This is a genomic window from Lactococcus sp. S47, from assembly GCF_016517475.1.
Lineage (GTDB): Bacteria > Bacillota > Bacilli > Lactobacillales > Streptococcaceae > Lactococcus > Lactococcus lactis.
In genome coordinates this window covers 279,541-303,180 of the sequence record NZ_JACVUB010000001.1, presented here as the reverse complement: position 1 = coordinate 303,180, position 23,640 = coordinate 279,541, and the positions used below count along the sequence as shown (strand labels likewise).

At 32.7% G+C, this 23,640-nt stretch carries 17 protein-coding genes, 1 tRNA gene and 2 pseudogenes; 3 read left to right on the top strand and 17 right to left on the bottom strand.

What is annotated here, in order from left to right:
- Positions 1 to 167: 167 nt before the first annotated feature.
- The 4 genes from IAE52_RS01440 to IAE52_RS01425 form a co-directional block, all read right to left on the bottom strand.
- Positions 168 to 1,178 carry a DUF916 and DUF3324 domain-containing protein gene (locus IAE52_RS01440; RefSeq protein WP_162551442.1) on the bottom strand — a complete coding sequence of 337 codons (1,011 nt, stop codon included), beginning with the start codon at positions 1,176 to 1,178 and terminating at the stop codon, positions 168 to 170.
- Between the two features lie 75 nt (positions 1,179 to 1,253).
- A complete protein-coding gene (locus IAE52_RS01435) occupies positions 1,254 to 1,781 on the bottom strand; it encodes a hypothetical protein (protein ID WP_058203811.1) in 528 nt (175 codons plus the stop codon).
- Complete coding sequence (locus IAE52_RS01430; RefSeq protein WP_058203812.1) at positions 1,778 to 2,113, bottom strand: hypothetical protein; 336 nt, start codon at positions 2,111 to 2,113, stop codon at positions 1,778 to 1,780. Before IAE52_RS01430 ends, IAE52_RS01435 begins: the two co-directional genes overlap by 4 nt.
- 36 nt (positions 2,114 to 2,149) lie before the next feature.
- On the bottom strand, positions 2,150 to 4,441 hold the full coding sequence (locus IAE52_RS01425; protein ID WP_162551441.1) for a bacterial Ig-like domain-containing protein: 2,292 nt from the start codon (positions 4,439 to 4,441) through the stop codon (positions 2,150 to 2,152).
- Positions 4,442 to 4,897: 456 nt separating this feature from the next.
- On the opposite strand from IAE52_RS01425, the gene IAE52_RS01420 reads away from it, so the two are divergent.
- On the top strand, positions 4,898 to 6,367 hold the full coding sequence (locus IAE52_RS01420; RefSeq protein WP_109990876.1) for a helix-turn-helix domain-containing protein: 1,470 nt from the start codon (positions 4,898 to 4,900) through the stop codon (positions 6,365 to 6,367).
- Positions 6,368 to 6,563: 196 nt separating this feature from the next.
- Positions 6,564 to 7,154, top strand: a complete 591-nt coding sequence (locus IAE52_RS01415) for a YoaK family protein (protein ID WP_200136630.1) — start codon at positions 6,564 to 6,566, stop codon at positions 7,152 to 7,154.
- A 186-nt stretch (positions 7,155 to 7,340) separates the two neighbouring features.
- On the opposite strand, the gene IAE52_RS01410 is transcribed toward IAE52_RS01415, so the two are convergent.
- The 8 genes from IAE52_RS01410 to IAE52_RS01375 all read right to left on the bottom strand — a co-directional run bounded on the left by IAE52_RS01410 (position 7,341) and on the right by IAE52_RS01375 (position 16,963).
- On the bottom strand, positions 7,341 to 8,276 hold the full coding sequence (locus IAE52_RS01410) for an AEC family transporter (protein ID WP_033899552.1): 936 nt from the start codon (positions 8,274 to 8,276) through the stop codon (positions 7,341 to 7,343).
- A gap of 256 nt (positions 8,277 to 8,532) precedes the next feature.
- Complete coding sequence (gene alsS / locus IAE52_RS01405; protein ID WP_109990875.1) at positions 8,533 to 10,197, bottom strand: acetolactate synthase AlsS; 1,665 nt, start codon at positions 10,195 to 10,197, stop codon at positions 8,533 to 8,535.
- A gap of 155 nt (positions 10,198 to 10,352) precedes the next feature.
- Positions 10,353 to 11,609: a tetratricopeptide repeat protein gene (locus IAE52_RS01400; protein ID WP_109990874.1), complete on the bottom strand. Its 1,257-nt coding sequence runs from the start codon at positions 11,607 to 11,609 to the stop codon at positions 10,353 to 10,355.
- Positions 11,610 to 11,636: 27 nt separating this feature from the next.
- Positions 11,637 to 12,809 carry an AI-2E family transporter gene (locus IAE52_RS01395; RefSeq protein ID WP_153241470.1) on the bottom strand — a complete coding sequence of 391 codons (1,173 nt, stop codon included), beginning with the start codon at positions 12,807 to 12,809 and terminating at the stop codon, positions 11,637 to 11,639.
- A 65-nt stretch (positions 12,810 to 12,874) separates the two neighbouring features.
- Positions 12,875 to 13,495 carry a class I SAM-dependent methyltransferase gene (locus IAE52_RS01390; protein ID WP_033899551.1) on the bottom strand — a complete coding sequence of 207 codons (621 nt, stop codon included), beginning with the start codon at positions 13,493 to 13,495 and terminating at the stop codon, positions 12,875 to 12,877.
- Between the two features lies 1 nt (position 13,496).
- The gene (locus IAE52_RS01385) at positions 13,497 to 15,104 is read right to left on the bottom strand and encodes an NAD(P)/FAD-dependent oxidoreductase (RefSeq protein ID WP_109990873.1); all 1,608 of its coding nucleotides are present in this window, start codon (positions 15,102 to 15,104) and stop codon (positions 13,497 to 13,499) included.
- A gap of 36 nt (positions 15,105 to 15,140) precedes the next feature.
- A complete protein-coding gene (gene rlmD / locus IAE52_RS01380; protein ID WP_162551495.1) occupies positions 15,141 to 16,511 on the bottom strand; it encodes a 23S rRNA (uracil(1939)-C(5))-methyltransferase RlmD in 1,371 nt (456 codons plus the stop codon).
- A gap of 206 nt (positions 16,512 to 16,717) precedes the next feature.
- On the bottom strand, positions 16,718 to 16,963 hold the full coding sequence (locus tag IAE52_RS01375) for a hypothetical protein (RefSeq protein ID WP_012897766.1): 246 nt from the start codon (positions 16,961 to 16,963) through the stop codon (positions 16,718 to 16,720).
- Between the two features lie 201 nt (positions 16,964 to 17,164).
- Here IAE52_RS01375 and IAE52_RS01370 point away from each other — a divergent pair, with 201 nt between their 5' ends.
- On the top strand, positions 17,165 to 17,860 hold the full coding sequence (locus IAE52_RS01370) for an N-acetylmannosamine-6-phosphate 2-epimerase (protein ID WP_109990871.1): 696 nt from the start codon (positions 17,165 to 17,167) through the stop codon (positions 17,858 to 17,860).
- Positions 17,861 to 17,925: 65 nt separating this feature from the next.
- Here the strand turns inward: IAE52_RS01370 and IAE52_RS01365 are convergent, their stop codons facing one another.
- From IAE52_RS01365 to IAE52_RS01345, 5 genes and pseudogenes are all read right to left on the bottom strand, one after another.
- Complete coding sequence (locus tag IAE52_RS01365; protein ID WP_109990870.1) at positions 17,926 to 20,433, bottom strand: HAD-IC family P-type ATPase; 2,508 nt, start codon at positions 20,431 to 20,433, stop codon at positions 17,926 to 17,928.
- Between the two features lie 557 nt (positions 20,434 to 20,990).
- Positions 20,991 to 22,439 (bottom strand): cardiolipin synthase, encoded by a 1,449-nt coding sequence (gene cls, locus IAE52_RS01360; protein ID WP_162551440.1) that lies wholly within the window; start codon positions 22,437 to 22,439, stop codon positions 20,991 to 20,993.
- Positions 22,440 to 22,883: 444 nt separating this feature from the next.
- Positions 22,884 to 23,085: pseudogene (locus IAE52_RS01355) on the bottom strand (cold-shock protein).
- Positions 23,086 to 23,217: 132 nt separating this feature from the next.
- Positions 23,218 to 23,417, bottom strand: a pseudogene (locus IAE52_RS01350) (bacteriocin).
- A 104-nt stretch (positions 23,418 to 23,521) separates the two neighbouring features.
- A tRNA-Met gene (locus IAE52_RS01345) sits at positions 23,522 to 23,592 on the bottom strand.
- Positions 23,593 to 23,640 lie beyond the last annotated feature (48 nt).

Below are 23,640 nucleotides of genomic sequence, written 5' to 3'. Positions count from 1 at the left end.
TTATTTTATAGAAAAAGTCGCTGAATATTTATAATAATAAGCGACTTTTTCTATTTAATTTATACATTTTAATATTCCTAGTTTAATTAACTAGCTTTTTTAAGTTCGAAATAAAAAAGCTGAATATGAATGTATATGTATGTATGTATGTATGTATGTGTTTTGTTTTACTTACTTCGCTTTCCCAAAAAATAGAATAATATTAGCAATAAAAACAAAGTTATTCCTACCAACATATAATGTAACCAATTTAAGTCTGTTTTTTTTGTGTAATCTACAGACGTCTGATTATACATGTTAGCTTCGCTTTCTTTAATAGTAAAGTCTTTTGAAAATTGCCAGTCTTCATGATCATTCTTCAAGACGATCTTATAAGTATAGGTTCCTGGTTTAAAGTGATCATTAAGTGATACAGGGAGTTCAAAAGCACTATTAGGCGCAATACTCAGGTTCTGCTTTTGGATATTAACTAATGGTTTTGTTTCTCCTTTTTTAGTGATGATAAAATCCCCATTCAGCTGAGACATTAATTTAGCTTGAGGATTGCGAATGGCCATACTGACCTGGTTGTGTAAATTTTCCTGTCCGATTTTGACATCGCCCCCAATCAGTTCGGAGTGAACAGGTGTATCATTTTCGGAAATCCGAAGCGCAATCGTATGGATAAAGACGTTTTGTATGCCTTTACCTTCTTTTTTTTCTTGGACTGGACGAACAACGATTCCTCCTAATAAAATCCCATTAATAGCTTGATCGGGCATTGTTAAATGAAAACGAACTGTATGCGATTGGTGTCCACCTACTGTAAGTTGTGGGCTGTCATTCTTAATCAAGTCCTTTAGATCTAACTTCATAGAAGGATCTTTCTTAAATTTTGATTGAGTATAGTCGACAATCCCATTGCAATTGGTTGTCGCGTTATTAATTTCAATTTGAAATGTTTGAGGCTGGTTAGATTCATTATTAAGCGTTAATTCAAAATTATCACTTGCTTTAGGGGCTAATTTCATATCATAAAAATTAGAAGTCTCTTTCTTTTGAGAGATACCAAAGTTAGGAGTAACCGTATAATTTCCTGGCTTTTCAGAAGATGAGCTCTCTTGAGCATTCACAAAACCCTGACTCCCAAAGCTTATGAAAAGTAGGAGAGAGAAAAAGAGCATAAAATATTTTTTCATTTGAGATTCCTTAGTTAAAAAAGCCACTCTTTTAAGAGAGTGGTCTCTTTTCTTGTTTTTACACCTGAAGTGTCATCAGCTAGGAGCTCCATCAACCACATTCCAAACAATGGTTGCGGTATATTGGTTAGGAGTAGTTTTGGCTGGAACCTCAATACTTGGACTCAAAGTAATTTTTGTATCTGGTTTAGTTGCATCTGCTTTATCTAGAACATCAATATTTTGGGCGCTTCCATTCAATGAAACGGCCGCAACCTTCCCTTGATCAGAAGTAGGAGCAAGTTTTAATGTCATCCCTCCCCCTAAAGTTGCGTCTTTTTTATAGTTTGCTTGTAGATACCAACCAGTAGTAGAACCACGATAGTCATGTAAATTTAAAGCTACTCCTGTCGTTTTAGGCGTCGATGTTTGTGCCTGCCCATTTAAAGTAATCGCATTAAAATCAATACTGGCAAGGGGATCAATGTTTAATCCACCACTTGTTACTGAAATAGTTGCGTTGGTATTAGTTGTTGAATCTGCGTGGGCTACCCCTTGAAATAAAAAGGTTCCTCCGAGCATTGTGAGTAAAGCTGTCGTTGCAACTGTTGTTGTTTTTATCATTTCATCATTTCCTTTTTCTCTTTATTTTTTGATAAATTAAGTCCTGAAATTAAGCTTGCTAGAAGTAAGCAAAATAACCCTAGAACCCCCTCCTTAAAAGGGTCGTATCGGTCATTAGTCTGTGGAAGTAATCCTTGAACAGGTGTCACACGGATAGGTGTATAAGACTGATTTAAGGGAATAATTTGATTGGGAGCAGGAACTACTGAAGGGGAGGCTTTAACTGTAATCGTAACATCAGTTTGACTTGAGGTCGTATCCGCCCAGGTATTCGTTCCTCCACCTAAAGCTAAAACTGAAGTTAATAGCAAACACGTGATCTGGGTTTTCATCTTCTGTCCCTTTCTATATCTATATGTCAACTTTTATTAAGAAGCAGGAACTTCTTGCAAATTCCAGACAATGGTTGCAGTATAGCTATTAGGAGTCACATGAGCAGGGACATCAATAGTAGGGTTCAAAATAATGTTTGTATCTGGTTTGTTAACATCTGCTTTTTCTAGAACATCAATATTTTGGGCGCTTCCATTCAATGAAACTGCCGCAACCTTCCCTTGATCAGAAGTAGGAGCAAGGCTTAAAGTCATCCCTCCTCCCAAGGAGGCTCCCTTTAGATAGCTTGCCTGTAAATCCCACCCATCAGATAACCCTCGACGATCCCGCAAGTTCAATGATATATCTTCTATTTTAGGCTTTGAAGTTTGACTACTTCCATTTAAAATAATGTTATTAAAATCAATACTAGGTAAACTTGATAGTGTCAATGCTCCAGATTTAACATGAACATGTACTACTTTTTCTATAGGAGAAATAGGTTTTAAAGAGTATGTTAATGAATAATCACCTACTTTATGAGTATCCACTTTATCTGCCCCCAATACTGACACCTTATCAAACTTTAATGGATTCCCGGCATTGTCCGTTGCTGACAAAAATCCTTTACTAATATCTAATGAATCACCGACGGTTAAAACAATATCCTGAACATCAAGGCTACTTTTAGTTTCTAAAACTTTTACTTCATTATGCGTTACCATGCCATCGTATGTGAAGGTTAGTGGATATACACCTACTTTTTTTGTATCAACTTCTCCATTAACTATTACTTGATCATCCTTAACAGGGTTTCCATCTCGATCTGTTACAGTTAAAATATTTGAGCTTTTATCCCATGGATTGTATTGATAAATTACACTGTTTTGAGTCTTTAGTTCACGCTGGTCAATAGTAACTATTGAATCAATAGAGTTAGATTCGAGGTCGTTTGAATCCGTTAATTTAAAACGTAAGGTATGTTTTCCCGTTTGATTAATAGGAGGTAAAGAAGCTTGTTTTGTTGCCCCGGATTCGCTTGAATCACTTAAGTCATAGGTTTGAACTTGCTTAAAATCGCCTTGGTCGACAGATTCCCATAGTGTTACCTTTTGGCTTGTTGGCGCATCAAAAGAAAACTTAAGATCAATTGGTTGTTGACTTCCGTAACTTTCACTCCCCATTGTAGCCATTAGTAGTTGTGGCTTTTCAGCCTTAAATAGTGTTTGGAGCGTTATCGGGCGTTGGAGCACATTTTGTTCGCTAGAACTTAAAACAAAATTTTCCCCTTGGGATGTCTTTTGTGCAGTTGCTTGTACTTTAGGCTGAGTGTCAACTGTTTTATTAAAGATATTAACAACTCTACCGAATCTTTTAGCCACCATCTCTGCTGTTGGGAACCCATCTTTCCTTAAATTCCATTGTATTGTTGGAGTGAGATATCCGCCTGGAAGTTGAGTATTAACTCCTTTGACTTCATCAAAGGATGCATGCTCTATATTATATTCATTTTTACTGTCCCACGGAGAAATATAAGTTGACCATGTAGGAATATCTATTTCCATGGTATTAGATGGTTTAGCTCCATCTATTAAAGAAATCTTAGACCTATGCAAAAATTCAGTTTGGCACTGATCCCAATCGTAAAAAGTTGCTTTTCCAACAATTTTATTGTCTTGTGAGGGAAATATCCATCCTTTGGTATTAACTTTATTTGGACTTTCATCAAAAGGTAATCCTTCCGCAGACAACAACACATGCTTGTCAAAAGCCATTGATATATGGTTTGGAACATTATCTTTTGGTAGACCACTGTCAAATATATAGTTCCATAACATACTAGCTACCCCGGTTTCTGAATCACCCCTCATAGTTATACGAAGCACTTTTTCTCCTGATGGAGCATTAACTACATTAAATCCATTCGTATTGACTATGGTTGTATCATGTCCAGGATAATTATCTAGTGTTAATTTAAATGAAGAAGGAGATAAGGCAAAGCCTTTGTCCACTGCTGCTTTCAACGTTTCCGGTGTTATATCTTCCTCACTGGATAAGCTTGAAAAGTTAACATCACATATAAAAGAAAGGCCAGTTTGTGCAATAAGAGGGAAGTCGGTAATGCTAGTATCTGAATTATCACAAGTTCCCTGTAGAAAGACAGGGATAACTTGACTAGAACTTGAATATATATTTGAAATGTCTGCATTAATAGTTGGCTTAGGTGTTGGTAAAAGTTTTACTTTAACGCCTCCAGGTTCATATGCTTCACATGTTTTTACATTTATTAGTGCTATCCCCATAACAAGCAAAATACCTAGTAAAAAGGAATTAACTATTTTTTTCATTAAAATTTCTCCTCAGTAACCATATAATTTTTGGTATGATATTTAAGATTTTTACATTAAGCTTGTTGAAAGTATTGAAAAGAGTTTTAGGTTTCATACCTCATATATCATTTAAAAATTTTTTGGTATCTCGAAAAATAATACCTCCTTTATCAAATAGAACTATATTTATTATATTTATATTTTATAATATATTGCGCATCATAAACAATACATAAATGCTGTATATCGTTATACATCGTTTGTGTATAAAGGTACACGTATGGCTTTCTATCAACCTTTTCTCTTTTTTTTGTAAGAATATCAGTACATTAACTTTTACCTTTCGTTGTAATTAATTGAAGATAAATATATAATTAGTCGTATAAAAAATAAGACACTTATATGTGTTATTAATCATATATTTACCTAATAAATAAGAAAGGAAAGTACAATCACCAGTATAAAAATTTATCCATGTTAAAAAATATTATTCCCTGTTATTTAAATATTGAAATAGAGGTTTTATTCTATATAATTAAAAAGAAATCAACAACTCTTAACGATGTTTCTGCTAGCTTAGGGGTTTCGAAGAGAATTGTAAAAGAAAATATAATAAAGATTAATACTTCTATGGAAGATTATTTTTCAGTAATTGGCTTTATTGTTTCAAATAATTTTGGAAGTATTTGCGTAAATTCAAATTATAAGTACTGCTCATTAGAATATGCTTATAATTTACGACTATATCTTTTAAAGAGTAATGTCTTATTTAATTGCTGCGTTAAGCTGGTTACTCACTCTAAAATAAGTAGAGAACATTTGATTCGTTCTCTTTTTATATCAGAATACTATCTACCTAAACTAATACATAAACTTAATATATTTTTTGAAGAATTTGGAATAACGATCTTAAATAATCAAGGAATTTATTGTTTGGAGGGCAATGAACTGTCTATTCGACTTTTTTCATACCTTTTTTTACAAGACGCATTTCAGGAAGTGGATTGGCCATTTGAAGACATTCCAAAACCTCAGAAAATATTACAAAATTCTGACAAATGGGCCAGTACTAAAAAGAGGGCTTTGTATTTACTATATACTGTCTTATCAATTAGAGTAGCTGATAATAAATTTTTAATAGCACCATTTTCCAAAGATATGATGTCCTTCTTTGAAATTATTTATCAAGACTTTGATATTTCCTCTCTAATTCATCCAAACTTTTTTTCAATTATTAAACTTGGAAAAAGTAAAAAAATAGAAATGTTATACTTTAGTTTTTTGTCTAGGATATTCCTTCCTTATATTTTTTCGATGGAACAAAAAAAGAAATTAGGAAAATATTTTTCTACTTCTGAACATCCATTTTGTATACTTGCTAAAAAGATATTTACTAAAATAGCTTCTTTAATTAATGTTAATGGGTTAGAAAATGATGAACGAAAGTACTTATACCTTTATTACATTGTAATTTTTAATGCTTGGTGTCTGCTCAATGATGAGAACAAGGATGTACTTAGTTTTTATATTCCTTTTACACATTTTGAATTGCCCCAAAATACGTTGTTGTTTTCTAAAATTAAAGAAGAAATATTATCGGTAGTAAACGATAGAAAACACACTAATCTTCTAAGTAATCTAATATGTTCATTATCTATTTCTGAGAAAAAAGGCCAATTGAGTATATATATTCAAGTCATTAAATCATTTACAACAGAAATTTTTATTAGAAATAGATTAACTAGTTTCTATAACAAACAAAATATCTATATTACTGATAGCTATGACGAAGCTGATATTGTTATAACTGACACGTATGAAAGATTTAATAAATCAAGTGGTAAAGAAATATTTTATCTGGATTCAATTGAGGATGAGCTAATTCTAAATGAGTTGAACGAATTGATTAGAATCAAATATAGAGAGAAATTAAGAAATAATTAGTTTTATATTTTTTATTATAGATTTCTTCTGTTAAACCTTAATGGAAGAATTAATTAGCCAAAAATAGTATTAGATTTAAATTTTTAAAAGAAGTTTTGTCTGGTTATCAACGAAAGGGAAGTTTATATGAATTTAGCATTTTATGAAAAAATCCATTTTGCAATGTATCTAACATTTATAGGAGGAGCTACTGGAAATGCATTATACTTTCTTAAAGTATAATGCATTTCCAGTAGCTCATAGTGGGAATCTAATACTTGCATTATCAAATATATATACACATCATTATGATTTAGCCATAAAAAAGGGGCTGGCCGTATTATGCTTTTTTTTAGGGGTTTTATTTGCAAGACTAATGCAGAATTTGCTACAGAAATTACCCGGTTGGGAAGTATATACTTTATTTTTTGAAGCAATTATATTTTCTTTAATTGGATTTCCAATATTTTACAACCATCCCAGTATGGTGATTGCACTAATTGCTTTTACTGTTTCAATTCAATGGGTTCTATTTAATACTGTAGAAGGTCATTCTTATATCAATTTATATGTTAGTGGTAATATAAAAGGATTAGGTCTTAACTTGATCAATTATATAAATAACCCTGAAATCAAATCTTTAAAAAAGATCAAATTTTTTATAAAATTAATTTTGTGTTTCTTTATTGGAGCAATATTATCACTCTTTTTTTTCCAAATATTTGCTGTTAAATCATGTTTTTTCATTAGTTTGTTATTTGCTTCTTTAGCCATTAAATCTGTTTATGATCAGTTTTATAGAAAATAATTTATTATATAGGTTTACAAATACGGAGCTAGTTTTAAGTACTTAATCTATATTTCTAAAATATAATACTCCCGGAGAGTTATCAGGGAGTATTTCTATTTATATTTTTTATAAGAACTATTTTTTCAAACCGTTAGCAGACTGCTTTAGAATATAATATTATATCACAATTGTAGAGGTTCAACATTAGGAATTTAGATGCAAAAAATTAAGGAAAAAAATGATGAATGGGATTGTTATTAATGATAAAATCGTAGACAAACTAACCAAGAGTATTCCTGGTTCTGCATCACCTTTCGATTCCAATGTAAATAAAACAACTAAGCCAGCAACTGGACAAGAAGTCAATATTACTGTTGTTAAAAGTGAGGTACCCGTGACTCCCAATGATATTAAAATAAATATAGAAAAAATTGGGTATATAAAATTTTTCAAAAGGATAGCTAAAATTAATAATCGATTAAAACTTAAAGCTTTTAACTGAATATCTGCTAAACTACAACCTATTATAATCATGGACAGGGGTGCAAACATCGCAGCTATATAATCTAGTAATTGGTTAACTACGTTAGGGATAGGTATTGAAAAAACAAATACAAAAATCCCTAGTAAAATAGCTATAATATTGGGATTCATCAAAATATCACGTGATAACTCTTTCCAACCTTTTTGCTCGTTAAATAGACTTACACCATGGCTCCAAGAAAATATGTTAAAAGCTAAAACTGAGATAACACTAAAAAATACACCTTGGCTTCCAAAAAGTGCCTGAGCTAATGGAATTCCCATGAATCCTGAATTTGGGTATACACTTCCATATTTTAAAGTTCGTTGTAAGTTTTTATCCTTTACTTTAGAAAAGATGAGTTTTGAAATAATTATGGAAATAATATAAATAGCGAAAACACCGATACTAGTTATCAAAAAGGTTATCATACGATCCGCAGTAAATTTTTGCTCAAAAGCTTTAATGATTACACATGGAGAGATAAAATATAAAATAATTTTTGTTAAATCAGTATTAGTTGTATCTCTGAGAAAGCCAATTTTTTTTAAAAATACACCAACCAGCATTAAAATAAAAATAATAATAATTTGCAATAATAAATTTGTTAAAAACAATATTACCTCCTAAATATGAATTCTTATTTACTGAATAGAAATTCATTTTCTATATAATAATATGATAGAGGAAATAATATGACATAGCAATATACAAATAATGTACAACGATACTTGTTATTTATCTTTTTTTTAAAAATTTATTATACCAAACTTAAAACTATTCTAATGTTTAAACCTAATATACGTAATAAAAAAACCTTGAATTCTTAAAGGTTCAAGGTTTTTTATTTTTTTACAAACTATTTGATTCTTATCAGTAAAATTCTTCTGGCAATAATTTTTCTGCTAATTTAATGTTATCAGAATAGTCCAAAGGAACGTCAATTACTACTGGTCCAGTAGTATCTGGGATTGATTTAAGAATTTCAGCAAGTTCTTCTTTGCTGTGTGCACGGTAACCTTTTGCTCCCATTGCTTCAGCATATTTTACGTAATCAACATAGCCAAAATCAACGGCTGCTGAACGACCATATTTCATTTCTTCTTGGAATTTAACCATATCATAATGGCCGTCATTCCAGATAATTTGAACGATTGGAAGATTCAAACGTACAGCTGTTTCCAATTCTTGCCCTGTGAAAAGGAAACCTCCATCACCAGAGTGTGAATAAACTTTTTTACCTGGGCGCAACAATGCGGCTGTAATTGCCCAAGGAAGTGCAACTCCAAGTGTTTGCATTCCGTTTGAGAAGAGGAGATGACGTGGTTCGTATGATTTGAAATGACGTGCCATCCAAATGTAGAGTGAACCTACGTCAACGGTTACTGTTTCATCATCTTTGACGATTTCTTGGAAAGTGCTGACCAAATCAAGAGGGTGGATTCTACCTTCTTCAGTATTTTCAGTATCAAATTCGTGTTGCTCAGCAACTTCATGAAGCCCATCGAGATAATCTTTTGTTCCTTTTGGAATTTTGTAGCCACGAACAGCCGGTAAAAGATTATCCAATGTTGCTGCGATATCACCAATTAATTCACGCTCTGGTTGGTAGTAAGTATCAATTTCAGCAATGGCATTATCAATAACGATAATTCGACTATCAATTTCTGCATTCCAGTTACGAGCTTCATATTCAATTGGGTCGTAACCAACAGCAATAACAAGGTCAGAACGCTTCAAAAGCATATCTCCTGGTTGATTGCGGAAAAGTCCGATACGTCCATAAAAAGTATGTTCTAAATCATGTGAAATAACCCCTGCACCTTGGAATGTTTCAACGACAGGAATATTAACATGAGTCAATAGATTACGCAATGATGAAGCGACTTTAGCATCTGAAGCACCAGCTCCAACCAAAATTACTGGCAATACAGCATTTTTAATTGCTTGTGCTAAATAATTAATGTCATCAATAGAGGCATTCCCCATTTTAGGGTCTGAAAGTGGTTGAATGGCTTTGATTGATACTTCGGCATCCGTTACATCTTGGGGGATTGATAAGAAAGTTGCACCTGGATGTCCTGATTTTGCAATACGATAAGCGTTGGCAATTGATTCAGAAAGTGTATCAGGGTCAAGAACTTCTGCTGAATATTTTGTTGCTGATTGCATCATTCCAGCATTATCCATTGATTGGTGCGCACGTTTAAGACGGTCACTTCGTTTAACTTGTCCACCGATAGCCAAAATAGCATCACCTTCTGAAGTCGCGGTCAAAAGCGGAGTCGCAAGGTTTGATACACCAGGCCCACTCGTAACAACTACTACACCAGGTTCGCCAGTCAAACGACCAACAGCTTGAGCCATGAAAGCAGCTCCTTGCTCATGACGAGTCACGACCATTTGAGGGCCTTCTTCATTTTCTAATAAATCAAAAACCCGGTCAATTTTTGCTCCTGGAATCCCAAATACATACTTCACTTTATGGTTAATCAAACTATCGACAACCAAGTTCGCCCCAAATTGTTTCTCAGACATTTTTTATTTTACCTCTATTTGTTCTAATTCATATTTCATAATCTCTTGGATTACTTCACAATCATTTTATCAGATAATAGAACCTTTTACAATTATTTTGACGCAAGTTTGTGAATTTTCTAGCTTACAATAAAAAATAATTACTGACAGCTTTGTCAGTAATTATTTTTTAAGTCTATCAGTAAATTTCTCATATTTTCATCATCTGGAACAAGTTCCAAATATTGTTCAATAATTGGTTCTGTTTTAGAAATTTGACCAATTTCTTTAAGAAAATCAATATAGTCTTCTAAAAACTCTGGATTCTCTGACAGATTGGTTTGAATGAGTTCTTCATACAAAGCAGCCGCTTCAGAATCATTTTCCAAAGCTTTATGTGCTCCTGCAAAAAGCCATTTCGCTAATAAATGTTCATCTTCTAAAAGCTCTTCAAGATTAATGACAGCTTCAAAATCTTCTTCGTTGAAGTATAAATTAGCAAGCAAAAAGACTGTTTCGTCATGTAATTCTGGTAAATTCAAAGCATCCATGAGATAACGTTCTGCTGCAGCTTTGTCCTTAAGTTTGAAACTAATTTTTGAAGCGAAGTGTAAGAGAGGAACGGCATTAGGATTTTTTTTCATCCCTTTCTTTGCCATTTCTAGTGCAGCTTCAAATTCTTGATTAGCTTCTAGGGTTTGGGCATAGGCTAATTCATAGTTCAAAAATTCAACATCCATTTTTTCTAACCATTTGAAATTAGCAATGGCTCTTGTTTCATTATGAGTTTCTCCATAAAGAAGAGCAATTTTATACAAGGTTTCCGGTTTTTCATCAAATTCAAGTGATTTTTCAAGAAATGATATGGCATTCTCAAAATTACCTAATTGGGCATAAGAGTCACCAATTCTTTGGTAAATAGAAATTTTTGTTTCATGTAAAATTTTGCGTTCTGAAAGTTTTGCATATTCGGTAATGGCAGCTGAATAATCACCTTGTTCAAAGTAGGACTCAGCCAAAGCAAAAGTAATCAGAGGAGAATCCGATAATTCTCTTGCTTCTTCTAACTTAGAAATTGCTGTTTCAAAATCACCTTCAAATTGGTATAAGTCAGCAATTTTGACTAAAGCAGCAATATAATTTTCATCATTCACCGGTATTTGATAAAGGTAATTTAATGCTTCATCCAAATTACCGTTATCTTCTGCAATTTCTGCTAAGTTAATCAGGTAATCAGTTGTTTCCGGATCTTCTGACATAATTTGATCATAAATTTTTTGACTTTCATCAATGAAACCCATCATTTGCAAATATTCGGCTAGGTCAGCCAACATTTCACTATTATCATTTTTTAATGCTTTAGCAAGTGAATTTTGCATTCCAATCAGATCTCCCTGATGTAAGAAATCAATTGTATCTTCTGAATAAGACATTTTTCTCCTTATTTTTTATTCTATTAATTACTCATTTGCTTCTTCTGTAGTCGTTTCTTCACGATAAAGAACTGAAATTTCACGATACCATTCGTAAACATGGACAATAATAACTTTCAAAGTTGCATAGAATGGGATAGCAAGTAATACTCCCCAGACACCCAGAATTTGACCTGCTGTCAGTAAAACAAATAATATTGTAATTGGATGAATTGACATTTGTTTTCCAAGAACTAAAGGAGAAATAAATCTTCCTTCAAGTGTTTGCTCAATAATAAGGACAATGATTACTTTTACAAGCATCAAAGGTCCACCAATTGCTAAACCAACAATTACCATTGGGATAGCAGCTAAAAATGAGCCTAAAAATGGAACTAAATTCAAAAATCCAGCGGTGATTGCTAAAGCAACAGCATAACGCAAACCAATAATAGGTAAACCAATCATAAACATGATAGCAACCGCAATTGCGACCAAAACTTGGCCACGGACATAATTTGAAAGCTGACTATTAATTTCGTGCAAAACTTTTGAAGTTTCTTTACGCCAATCATTTGGCAATAAATGAGTGACAAATCCATTTAATCTTTGACCATCTCTCAATAAGTAAAAAAGAACAAAAGGGAATACAATTAATGAAATTAAGATACTTGTTGTTTTACTGATGAGATGTGAAAGAGTCGTAACAGCATTAACAGAGAAAGCTTTTGACCAATCAATCAATTGATTACCAATTGACTTAGCAAACTGGTCAACTTGTGGTCGAAATTGTTCAAAATGTGGATTTTTTGCTAAAGCATTAATCTCTTTTTGAGCAGTATTTACATAGTGAGGGACTGACGAAGCAAAATTATCTACTCCACTGATAATATTAGGAATAGCAACAATTAAGCCCCAAGCAATCAAAGCTGCAATTATTAAGAAAAGAACAATAATCGTAACAACTCGTGGGACTCTTTTCTTTTCCAAAAAATCAACAATTGGGTTAAGAAGATAATAAAATACAGCTGCCAAAATAACGGGCAGCGAGATAACCGTTATAAATTCTCCTACAGGTTTAAAAATAAATCCAACTTTATTGAGTAAGAGAATATTCAGTAATAAGAGAAGGACGATTGCTAAAGCTGCAACTACTTTATTATTAATAAACCACTTGAAAAACCAAGAGGCTTTGAAACCTCGGTGTTGTTCTTGTTCCATATTTTTTTCCTAATTCTTTTTTTAGAATTACTGACAGATATTGTTCAAGTCTTTTTGTTTTTCTGTCAGTAATTTTTTTCTAGTTCATAATATTGAATCTGTAAAAAAAACTTTTTGTCAGTAATTTTCCAACCGTTGTGATTAAAAATTCTTGTCAGTTCTTTTGGCTGATAGACTTTTACATCTCCTTCTGTTGAAAATTTATTAAGTCGCCAATTATAGGCTTTTGTAATAAATGGAATATGAATCTCAGCGATGACCAATTTCCCCTCCGGCGCCAGCAGTCGTTTAGCCTCTGCTAAAAAAACTTCAGGCAAAGGAAAATGATGAAAGCTCGCTGAACAAATAATCAAATCAAAATTAGCATCCTCAAAGGGAATTTTTTGAGCAGAGCCTTGCTTAAAAGTAAAATTAGGATGCTTAACTTGAGCAATTTTTATCATTTCTGACGAAATATCTAAGCCACTTCCAAAAATTTTCTCTTTTCGATTTAACATTGCCAAAAGATTTCCATTAGCACAACCAACATCTAAGATTCTTGAATTTTTTTCAACTTTTAAATGTTTTATAATAAATCTCTTGAAAAAACTGGCTAAAAATCCATCAAAACTATAATCAAAACGACTCGCAATATGGTCATAAAAGTCTTCAGATTCTCTTTCGTAATCATGAGTCTTTTGAGCCATTTTAGTCCTCCATCAAAGGTTTAGCGAATTCTGCAATCATGCTCTCAGCACATTTTAAACCGTCAATACCGGCTGAGACAATTCCGCCAGCAAAACCAGCCCCTTCACCTGAAGGATAGATTCCTTTTGTCGAAACAGATTGATAATTTTCTTCATCACGATTAATTCTGACCGGTGAAGATGAACGAGATTCAACCCCTGTCATTACAGCATCAGAAAGGGCAAAGCCATGCATTTTTTTATCTAATCCAACAATCGCTTCACGCATAGATTGTGTAACATAGTCTGGGAATAGCGATTCAAGATTAGTTGGTTTGACTCCTAAAGCATAACTAGGTTCAACTGTTCCCATTGCTTTAGAGGCTTTTCCATCAAGAAAGTCTCCAACAAGTTGAGCTGGTGCTTGATAATTAGAACCACCTAATTCAAAGGCTTTATGTTCTAATTCCTTTTGGAACTCTACTCCAGCAAGTGGATGGTCAGTTGGGAAATCTTCTGGAAAAACTTGGACTAAAAGTCCAGAATTTGCATTTTTTTGGTTTCTAGCATGTTCAGACATCCCATTAGTTACAAGGCCACCTTCTTCTGATGCAGCTGGGACAACCAGTCCTCCTGGACACATACAGAAAGTATAAACGCCACGCCCTGATGATGCCTTATAAGTTAAGCGATATTCTGCTGCTCCAAGACGTGGATGGTCAGCAAATTCTTTATATTGTGCTTTATTGATTAAAGATTGGGGATGTTCAATTCTGACTCCAACAGCAAAGGGTTTAGCTGTAATCGTTACCCCTTTATCATAAAGTTCTGAGAAAGTATCACGTGCCGAATGACCAATGGCTAAAATAGCCTGATTTGTTTTAATAATATTTCCGTCAGCAAGTTTTACAGCCTGTAATTCTTCATCTTCAATTAAAAATTCTTCAACTTGAGCATCAAAATGAACTTCTCCGCCCAACTCAATAATTTGTTTTCGGATATTTTTAACAATATCACGAAGTAAGTCGGTTCCGACATGAGGATGTGCCTTATAAAGAATATCTTCTGGGGCACCAGCTTGTACAAATTCCTCCAAAACCTTACGACCACGCAAATCACGAACACGACTCGTTAATTTACCGTCAGAAAAAGTTCCTGCTCCACCTTCACCAAATTGAACATTCGATTTTGGATTAAGTTTTCCTTCAAGCCAAAACTTATCAATTGATTTTACACGCTCATCAACAGCTTGACCTCTTTCAAGAATAATTGGTCGATAACCATTTTGAGCCAATAATAAAGCCGCAAACATTCCTGCGGGACCAAATCCAATGACTACAGGCCGATGAAGCATTTTTTTACTTCCTATAACTGGATTGACATAATCCAATTCAGGTGCCAAAGAAACATTTTTTATTTTTTTAGACAGAATTCTTGCTTCATCTTTAAGTTTAATATCAACAGTATAGATAAAATCAATTTCGCCTCTATGTCTTGCATCAATTGATTCTTTGTAAATTCGATAATCCAGTAAGTCAGATTCTTGTAGTCTTAGTTTTTTCAAAACAAGACTTTTAACCTTACTGACAGGTTCATCAATTGAAATTTTGATTTGTGTTATGCGAATCATGATTTTCTTTCTATGAATAGGATTTATTATCCTCTTTTATTTTTTATTAAAACTAGCAACTAATTCAATATGATGCGTTTGTGGGAATAAGTCAACTGGTTGAACTTTATCCAACAAATAACCCTCAGCTTCAAAGCGAACAACATCACGAGCAAAAGTTGCTGGATTACAAGAAATATAAACAATACGTCGAGGATTCATCATTGCTGCTGCTTTAATAAAGCCTTCATCCAACCCTTTTCTTGGTGGATCAACAAAAATGACATCGGGTTTTATTCCTTCTGAAAGCCATTTAGGCATGATTTTTTCAGCAGTTCCAACCTCATAATGTGTATTTTCAAGTTCATTTAATTGAGCATTACGTTTAGCATTTTCAACGGCTGCTGGAACAATTTCCATACCATAGACTTTTGCAACTCTATCAGCCATACTAATTCCAATTGTTCCAATTCCAGAGTATGCATCAATAACAACATCACCTGGTTTTAGACCCGCAAAGTCATAGGCAGTTTCATAAAGCTTTTCAGCTTGAGGTGTGTTAACTTGATAAAAGGCAGGGGCCGAAATTTGATAAGTTTTATCCAGCATCAAATCTGTGATGAAATCTTTGCCGTATAATAAAATAAATTCTTTTCCTAAAATAAATGAACCTGTTCCAGAATTAATATTTAATTGAACAGATTTTATATTTGTAAAACGTTCAACCAAATGATCAATCACAAGTTCAACCTTTTCTGGAAGTTTTTTACTTGTAACGACTAAAGTAATCATCATTTCACCCGTGTGAAATGCTCGACGGACAACAATATTTCGCAACCAACCTTTTCTTGTTTTCTCATCATAAGCTTGTAAATTAATCTTTCGAAACTCATCGCGCAAAAAAAGAACCACAGCATCAATCTCAGGATGTTGAATATAAAAATCTTCCACAGGAATCAAAGTATGAGAATTCTTTCGATAAAATCCTGTAGTTAAAAGCCCGTCAATCATTTGGACAGGAATTTGTGCTTTATTTCGATAATTAATTGTTTTGATTGCTTCAACTACTGGTAAAACTGGATAATCAGATTTACCAGCTGTTTTTCTCAAAATATCTACTACTTGCTTATGTTTAAATTTCACTTGTTCATCATAAGATAGATGACCAAAATCTGCGATTCCGGTGCGCAAATAATCAAGGTTAAGCTGAGTAACACGATGTTTACTCTGACTTATAAATTCATCCACACGCCCAAATCCAAAAGATTTCCCAACCTTAAGCACATGCATTTTGATACGTTCCCCAGGTAAAGCATTATCCACGAAGAAAGGGAAAGAGTCGATTTTAACAACCCCTTGTCCTTCATGTGTTAAGTCAAGTACTTCTGCTTCAAATATATCGTTTTTCTTGAAATTTGTCATGTCCATATTATAACACATATTATCATTTGGTTCCTATAAATGAAGAGTATTTAAATTTTTGAAAAAATATACTCCATAATTCCCTAATTCTTTCACCTAAAATATAGTTAAAAGTGTAGTCAAATATTTTTCGACAATAAAAAAGCCACTCACAAGGTAAGTAGTTCTAATTTATCTAATAAAGAAAGTGTAGTCTTTATTATGAATTTACATTAACGCAAAATCTCTATTCTACGTTGAGCACTTGCATGAATGAGTTTCACTTTATTTTCTCCAAAAAGTTTTACTAATTTATCAAATTCTGCACTTTTAGCAAATTTTTCATTGTGCTTTAAATTTTTTTTACCATTTTTTTTGGCTTTCAAAGTAATATAAATTTCTTGTCCTTTTTCATTGTATGGAACAAAATTAGTCTGTTCTAAAACAATTTTTTCAATTTCCTTTTTTGATTTTGCCATTGAGAAAATACTCCTTTTTCATTTTTATTCAATAAATATCATAGCATAAGATTCCGAAAAACTTAAATATTTATCATTTTCTTACTATATTTTTAAAAAAGCAATTAAAAATTTATGTCATTTGACAAAAATGTAAGCGCATGCTATATTCGTTGTTGGAGAATATCTCCACTTTAATTTTTATTGGAGGCAAATCGTAGAATGAATAAAGAAGTATTTTTAGACAAAGTAAAAAATGGAATTATTGTATCCTGTCAGGCTTTACCTGGTGAAGCTTTATATTCTGAAAAAGGTGGTATCATGCCTTTGATGGCTAAAGCAGCTGCACAAGCGGGAGCCGTTGGAATTAGGGCAAATTCTGTAAGAGATATTAAAGAAATTCAAAAAATAGTTGATTTACCAATAATTGGTATTATTAAAAGAGATTATCCACCACAAAAACCTTTTATTACTGCTACCATGAAAGAAATAGATGAGTTAGTAGCCACTTCTTGTGAAGTCATCGCCTTGGATTGTACCTCTAGAGAACGTTATGATGGCCTAACTATTAATGAATTTATCAAATCAATCAAAGAAAAATATCCAAACCAACTTTTGATGGCAGATTGTTCAACCTTTGAAGAATGTAAAAATGCATATGAAGCTGGGGTAGATTTTGTTGGTACAACGCTTAGTGGTTATACAGATGAAAGTCCAAAACAAGATGAACCTGATTTTGCCTTACTTGAAAAACTAGTTGAGGAGAAGATTCCAGTCATTGCAGAGGGAAGAATTCATAGTCCAGAACAAGCCAAACGCGTTTATGATATTGGTGTTGATGCCATGGTTATCGGGGGAGCAATAACCAGACCTTTTGAGATTGCCACACGATTTATAAAAGCAATTGGCGAAAAATAGTAGCCCATTCATCGGAATAAAAAAAAAAAAACACCGCCAAAAAGGATGGTGTCTTTTTTTTATGCTTATCTCTCGTTTACATTTTCTTTATTAACCTGAGATCTTTCCCAATTATCGACTAATATCTTCTTATATTGAGGTCTTTCAATCGCTGCTTTTGCATTATACTGTCTTAATTTGGTAAATGAGAATCCACTGATTAAGGCTAAACCTACAAGAAGTATCGCAATTTTCTTTGTTTTTCTCTTTATATTTTTAGAGAATAAAGCTCTAACCATAAGAATCATTAAGATACAGATAATTGTTGGTATAACAAATCTGAAACTTTTGAAAGGTGCAATTCCTAAAAATTTAGTTACTGGTGAAATAAAGTAAGTTCCATAAAAGAGTGCTGTCATTCCGACAATAACAATAGCTCTAAAGCGGCTTAACGGACGGCATAAGAGATAGAGTGAAAAGAGTTGAACACTACCAATAACTAAAGTTACATCACTGATAAACTCCTTATAATGAGTCACAAAGTGTCCATCAGTAAATGTTGTATAGATTGGGAATTTATAGGCCAAGCTGAACATTACAAATATAGCAATCCCAATAATGATTCCCGTAGGTAGAGCGTTGTCTCTAATTTTTTGGAGAATATCATCTTCATTTCTTTTTTCATCTTTTTCTAGCACAAGTAAAGCACTAGGAATTCCGACGGTAAAGATACCCATCATCATTAAATTTATTGATTCTAATGGGAAGAGATGACGTGTAATTAACAATAGAACTGTTAAGGTAAAGATGTATATCACTCTTAGAAGATTCATACTAGCGACACGTGTAATATTATTAATTACCTTTCTTCCCTCTTTGAGAATATTTGGAAGAACAGAGAAATCATTTTTCAATAGAATAAATTGAGCAACTGACTTTGTAGCTTCATTACCGCTTCCTAAGGCAATTGGACAATCTGATTTTTTAAGGGCGAGAATATCATTAATTCCATCTCCAATCATTCCAACGGTATGACCATTTGCCTGTAGAGCAGCAATGATATCCCGTTTTCTTTCTGGAGTTATGCGACCGAATATTGTCTTTTCTTCTACCACTTCCTGTAGTTCTTTTTCACTTTCAGGAAGTTCTGATAGACCAATATAATCCGCTTCTAAACCGACCTCTTTTGCAATAAGTGAGACCGTTTTTGGATGGTCACCCGAAATAATTTTAATCTGAGTCCCTTGTTTTTCAAAGTATTCTAATATTTTTTTAGCTTCTTTTTTAGGTCTATCTTTTAAGAAAATAAGACAAAGAAGTTGGCTTTTTTCTCCCAAAACATTATGAGAGAGAGCGAGAATTCTATAACCTTTTTCCAAGGCTTCCTCAATATCAGCTTGTTGTTTAGGAGTGACATCTTTTGCTACTAAATCAAAAGCTCCTAAAATATAATTTCCTTTATTTTTAATTTCTACAGATTGATATTTAGTTTCTGAGCTAAAAGGTTGATATGAAACTAATTCAAAGGTATTTTGTTGACCACTAGTAAAATATTTTGTCAAAGCCTCCATTGAGGAATTTTGTTCTTTATCTAAGGAGATAATATATGAAATGATATCATTTGTTTCAGCTTTATCATTATAGTATAGAACATTTTCAACATTCATTTGTCCTTCGGTAATTGTTCCCGTTTTATCTAAACATAAAACGTCAACTCTAGCCAATGTTTCAATTGCTGATAATTCTTGAGTCAAAACATCCATTTGTGAAAGTTTAATGACACCTAAGGCCAAAGCAACTGATGTAAGCAAGACTAATCCTTCAGGAATTAAACTTGTAATCGTTGTTGCTGTTCCAACAATCGCCATCTTTCTTTGAGGAATCACTGATAAGTTTAATGATGAAAAGACGAACTGGTTCAGCAAAACAAGAATTGAAATAGGAATAATTCCTATTGCTATAATTTTTAAAATTTTATCAATTTGTTGTTGAATTTTTGATTTTGATTTTTTTAATACTGAAGCTTCTTTTGTGAGCTTACTGATAAATGTACGATTACCGACTGCCTGAACTTGTGCTTTTGAAGCACCTTGCATGACAAGACTACCTGAATAGATGAAATCACCAACATGTTTTTCGATAAAATCAGATTCTCCGGTAATCATGGATTCATCAACATCTAGTCCTTCTTCCAAACATATCGCATCCACCGGAACCTGAACCCCTTTTTTCAGACAAATAATATCCTTTAAAACAAGCTCTTCTTTTTCAATACTTACTTGTTCACCTGCTCTTATCACTTCTACTTTATCTTGTTTTAGAAAAGAAAGTTTTTCAATAATTCTTTTGGCTTTAATTTCTTGATAGATGCCAATTGAGGTATTAGAAATAATTGAGAAAATAAACAGCATATTTTTATAAGAACCAATGATAAATAACACAACCGCAAGTACTAGATTGAGTAAATTAAATAAGGTCATTGAATTTTTAATGATAATATCTTTATTTGAATTCCCAACTTTAACCGTCATGATATTCAAATTTCCAAGTCTTTTTTGTTCTTCGACTTCTGCATTTGACAGTCCTTCGATCATGTTTACTTTATTCAATATCTGCTTTTCCTCCTAAACTAATTTCTTTAATTATTATTATATCTAAAATTTTACCTTTTTTTCTTACATTTTTGAAAGTATTTGAAAAATTATTTTATCAAAAAAGTTATTAGAAGGCTAATAATTCTAATAACTTTTTAGCTTTTAAATTATCTATTGATTATAAAAGATTTTTATTTGTTCAATATCAGACAAGTAAAAAAGTCGCCTCATGCAGTGGCTAAAAAAACATGCATTAAAAGACGTTTTTCTACTAAATTTATCTTTTGGAGATTAACCCTCTGGTCTGATATTAATAAAAAATGCTCGCATAAGTTCAGCAAACCTTTTGACTTTTAGTAGACAATCAAGGTCTTAGTGAGTATGAATGATTTGTAGCATCTATTACTCTACTCTTGAATAATTAACTTTCAGTTGAATATAGGAAGAATTTCTCCAAAATAAAAATCACTAAAATTTTCAAGTGATTTTTATTTTTCAATATTAATGTATTTTAAAGGAGTCAATTCATCCTTATTAAGCCCTATATACAGGACCATTTATAATATCGGACTAAGTAATCTCGAAAAGTTTTGCTTGATTTTAAGCCAGATAGATTGTTGGGCAATTTCTTCATCAGTAAGTAGCTTTGAATTTCTTAAGTCTCCCTCAAAGGTCCTGCTCATCTCTTTTGCTACAGTTTCATCATAACAAAAAGCACTTATCTCGAAATTTAATTCATAACTGCGAATATCTTGATTAGTTGTACCAAATACTCCTAATTTTCCATCCATTACAAGGGTTTTAGAGTGTATGAAGCCATTTGTATAATTGTATATTTTCACACCGTGTTTATGTAGATAATTTGCGTAATATTGTGTTGCTCTAAAAATAAACGGATGATCTGGCATATTGGGAATCATAATTCTTACATCAACACCAGAATTTGCCGCTGCTACAAGCGCTGTTATCATAGAGTCATCAGGTATCAAGTAAGGCGATTGAAGCCAAATATAGTCTTCCGCATCCATAATCATTTTAATAAAACCTGTTCTTAAGGTTTTATTATCACTCTCTGGTCCGTTAGCGACAATCTGAATATCAATATTCCCTTCTTCTTCCGGTACCACAAAATATGAATCTTCTCTTTCAAGCTTATCTTTAGGATCTCTGACTGAAACATTCCAATCTCGAATAAATGTTTCTTGAAGACCAAAAGCTGCTGTACCAACAATTCTACCGTGTGTATCGCGCCAGAAGCCAAACTTTTTACTGTTATAAATATATTGATCACCAACATTAAAACCGCCGGTCCAACCAATTTGACCATCTATCACTACAATTTTACGATGTAAATGATAGTTAAGTCGGGTTTTTGTTAGTGTATTACGCGATGTGATAAAGGCTGTGACCTTACCTCCTGCCTCTTCCAAAGGTTTAAAGAAATCCTTTCTCGTTTTTCCTCCCCATGGATCGTAAACTACTCTAACTTCCACCCCTTCTTTAGCTTTTTCAATTAGATTATCGCGAAAAGCAGTTCCAATTTTGTCATTAAAGAATGCATAGTATTCTACATGAATATTATCTTTAGCATTCTTTATGTCATCAAACAAGGCTGTAAATTTATCTTCTCCATTCAGATAAAAATTCACTTTATTCCCACGACAAAGTGGTGTACGTTCCATATTATTAAAATACCTTTTCAGTAATCTTTCATGGGGTGCCATTTCTTTTGGCTCAAATTTTTCATTATTTTCACGCACCCTTTGGGCAAGAATAGATAGATTATATTTATTTTCTTCTTCAAAACGATTTGTTGTTGTTCGATCAAGCCCTCTTCCTAAAAAAAGATAGCCAAGGAAACCAACGCCTGGTAAAAAGAACAAGAACATAGACCACGCAAAAATACTAGCAATAGACCTAGGTTTCCGAAAAATTGTCACAAGGGCAAGCAATGTGTTAATCGTTATTAGTGTTCCCATCAAACTATAGATTGTCGCAAGTGACATAAAATATTTCTCCATAATCTCCATAAAATAATATTATTTATCTAATTATATCAAAATTTATTGGATACTTTATGTATTTTATATAAGCAAAGTTCAAAGTTTTTTTGTAAGTATTATTGATTCATTAGTTATTAATGCATTTGTATTATCTATACCACTATAATAACCTAACTCTGAAAGTTATTTTTATTTTTTTAACTATTACATTATTGGATAAACATCTTTCTCCAAATAAAGCTTGCTATTCTCCGTCTTGTTATTATTGAAAATCATAACAAAATATAGAATTATAAATTATTTGGCAAATTTTTGGAATAAATAAAATGCCAGCAGATTGCTGACACCATGTTTAAGAGTTCTAATATATCATACTCTCTCATAATTTCAACCGAATATAAAAAACTGAAGTAATGACTCCAGTTTTTGCACGATTTTCAGATACAATTATGCTTTTGTGATATTAACTGCTTGTGGTCCACGTTGACCTTCTTCAACATCAAATTCAACTTTTTGACCTTCATCAAGTGTTTTGAATCCATCAGATTGGATTGCTGAGAAGTGAGCGAAACAAATCTTTGCCTTCTTCTGAAGTGATAAAGCCAAATCCTTTATCTGCGTTAAACCATTTTACTGTTCCATTTGCCATAATATTTATTTCCTTTCGACAAAATTGTAAATCTCATTTTGCGAAAAAGTGCATTCCTAAAACATTTAAACTCGAGACAAAACCTACCTCATAGTAATAACACCTGTTATTACTAAAGGCAAATTGGTCTATTTAATACTTATTGATCTTCTTGTGACTCCCCAGATTTTCATGCGGATTTGCTTTAGCAAGTGTCAGGGTTTCTCTATCAACAACCCTGACATCATGGTTTTCTAATTCAACAATTAGTGCATTATTATAGAGATTAATATATCCAGAAACGACCGTTGCATGTTCCCCATTTGATAATGTAATTTTTCTCCTGTTTTCATTTTTCACTTCCATTCTAGGTGTTGCCTATTTCACGAAAAAATTTTTACTTAAGGGTGGGTTTTTATAAGAAAAATAAGGGCTCCCTAAAGCCCTTAAAATATTGCGGGAATAGGATTTGAACCTATGACCTTCGGGTTATGAGCCCGACGAGCTACCTAACTGCTCCATCCCGTTTTTTAACTATAACACTAATATCAGTTAAAAACAATTTAACCTTTGGAT

Excerpts from the sequence above, each read along its gene's own strand:
- IAE52_RS01440 (WP_162551442.1), bottom strand. The coding sequence starts at position 1,178 with ATGAAAAAATATTTTATGCTCTTTTTCTCTCTCCTACTTTTCATAAGC.
- IAE52_RS01435 (WP_058203811.1), bottom strand. The coding sequence starts at position 1,781 with ATGATAAAAACAACAACAGTTGCAACGACAGCTTTACTCACAATGCTC.
- IAE52_RS01430 (WP_058203812.1), bottom strand. The coding sequence starts at position 2,113 with ATGAAAACCCAGATCACGTGTTTGCTATTAACTTCAGTTTTAGCTTTA.
- IAE52_RS01425 (WP_162551441.1), bottom strand. The coding sequence starts at position 4,441 with ATGAAAAAAATAGTTAATTCCTTTTTACTAGGTATTTTGCTTGTTATG.
- IAE52_RS01420 (WP_109990876.1), top strand. The coding sequence starts at position 4,898 with ATGTTAAAAAATATTATTCCCTGTTATTTAAATATTGAAATAGAGGTT.
- IAE52_RS01415 (WP_200136630.1), top strand. The coding sequence starts at position 6,564 with ATGCATTATACTTTCTTAAAGTATAATGCATTTCCAGTAGCTCATAGT.
- alsS (WP_109990875.1), bottom strand. The coding sequence starts at position 10,197 with ATGTCTGAGAAACAATTTGGGGCGAACTTGGTTGTCGATAGTTTGATT.
- IAE52_RS01400 (WP_109990874.1), bottom strand. The coding sequence starts at position 11,609 with ATGTCTTATTCAGAAGATACAATTGATTTCTTACATCAGGGAGATCTG.
- IAE52_RS01395 (WP_153241470.1), bottom strand. The coding sequence starts at position 12,809 with ATGGAACAAGAACAACACCGAGGTTTCAAAGCCTCTTGGTTTTTCAAG.
- IAE52_RS01390 (WP_033899551.1), bottom strand. The coding sequence starts at position 13,495 with ATGGCTCAAAAGACTCATGATTACGAAAGAGAATCTGAAGACTTTTAT.
- IAE52_RS01385 (WP_109990873.1), bottom strand. The coding sequence starts at position 15,104 with ATGATTCGCATAACACAAATCAAAATTTCAATTGATGAACCTGTCAGT.
- rlmD (WP_162551495.1), bottom strand. The coding sequence starts at position 16,511 with ATGGACATGACAAATTTCAAGAAAAACGATATATTTGAAGCAGAAGTA.
- IAE52_RS01375 (WP_012897766.1), bottom strand. The coding sequence starts at position 16,963 with ATGGCAAAATCAAAAAAGGAAATTGAAAAAATTGTTTTAGAACAGACT.
- IAE52_RS01370 (WP_109990871.1), top strand. The coding sequence starts at position 17,165 with ATGAATAAAGAAGTATTTTTAGACAAAGTAAAAAATGGAATTATTGTA.
- IAE52_RS01365 (WP_109990870.1), bottom strand. The coding sequence starts at position 20,433 with ATGATCGAAGGACTGTCAAATGCAGAAGTCGAAGAACAAAAAAGACTT.
- cls (WP_162551440.1), bottom strand. The coding sequence starts at position 22,439 with ATGTCACTTGCGACAATCTATAGTTTGATGGGAACACTAATAACGATT.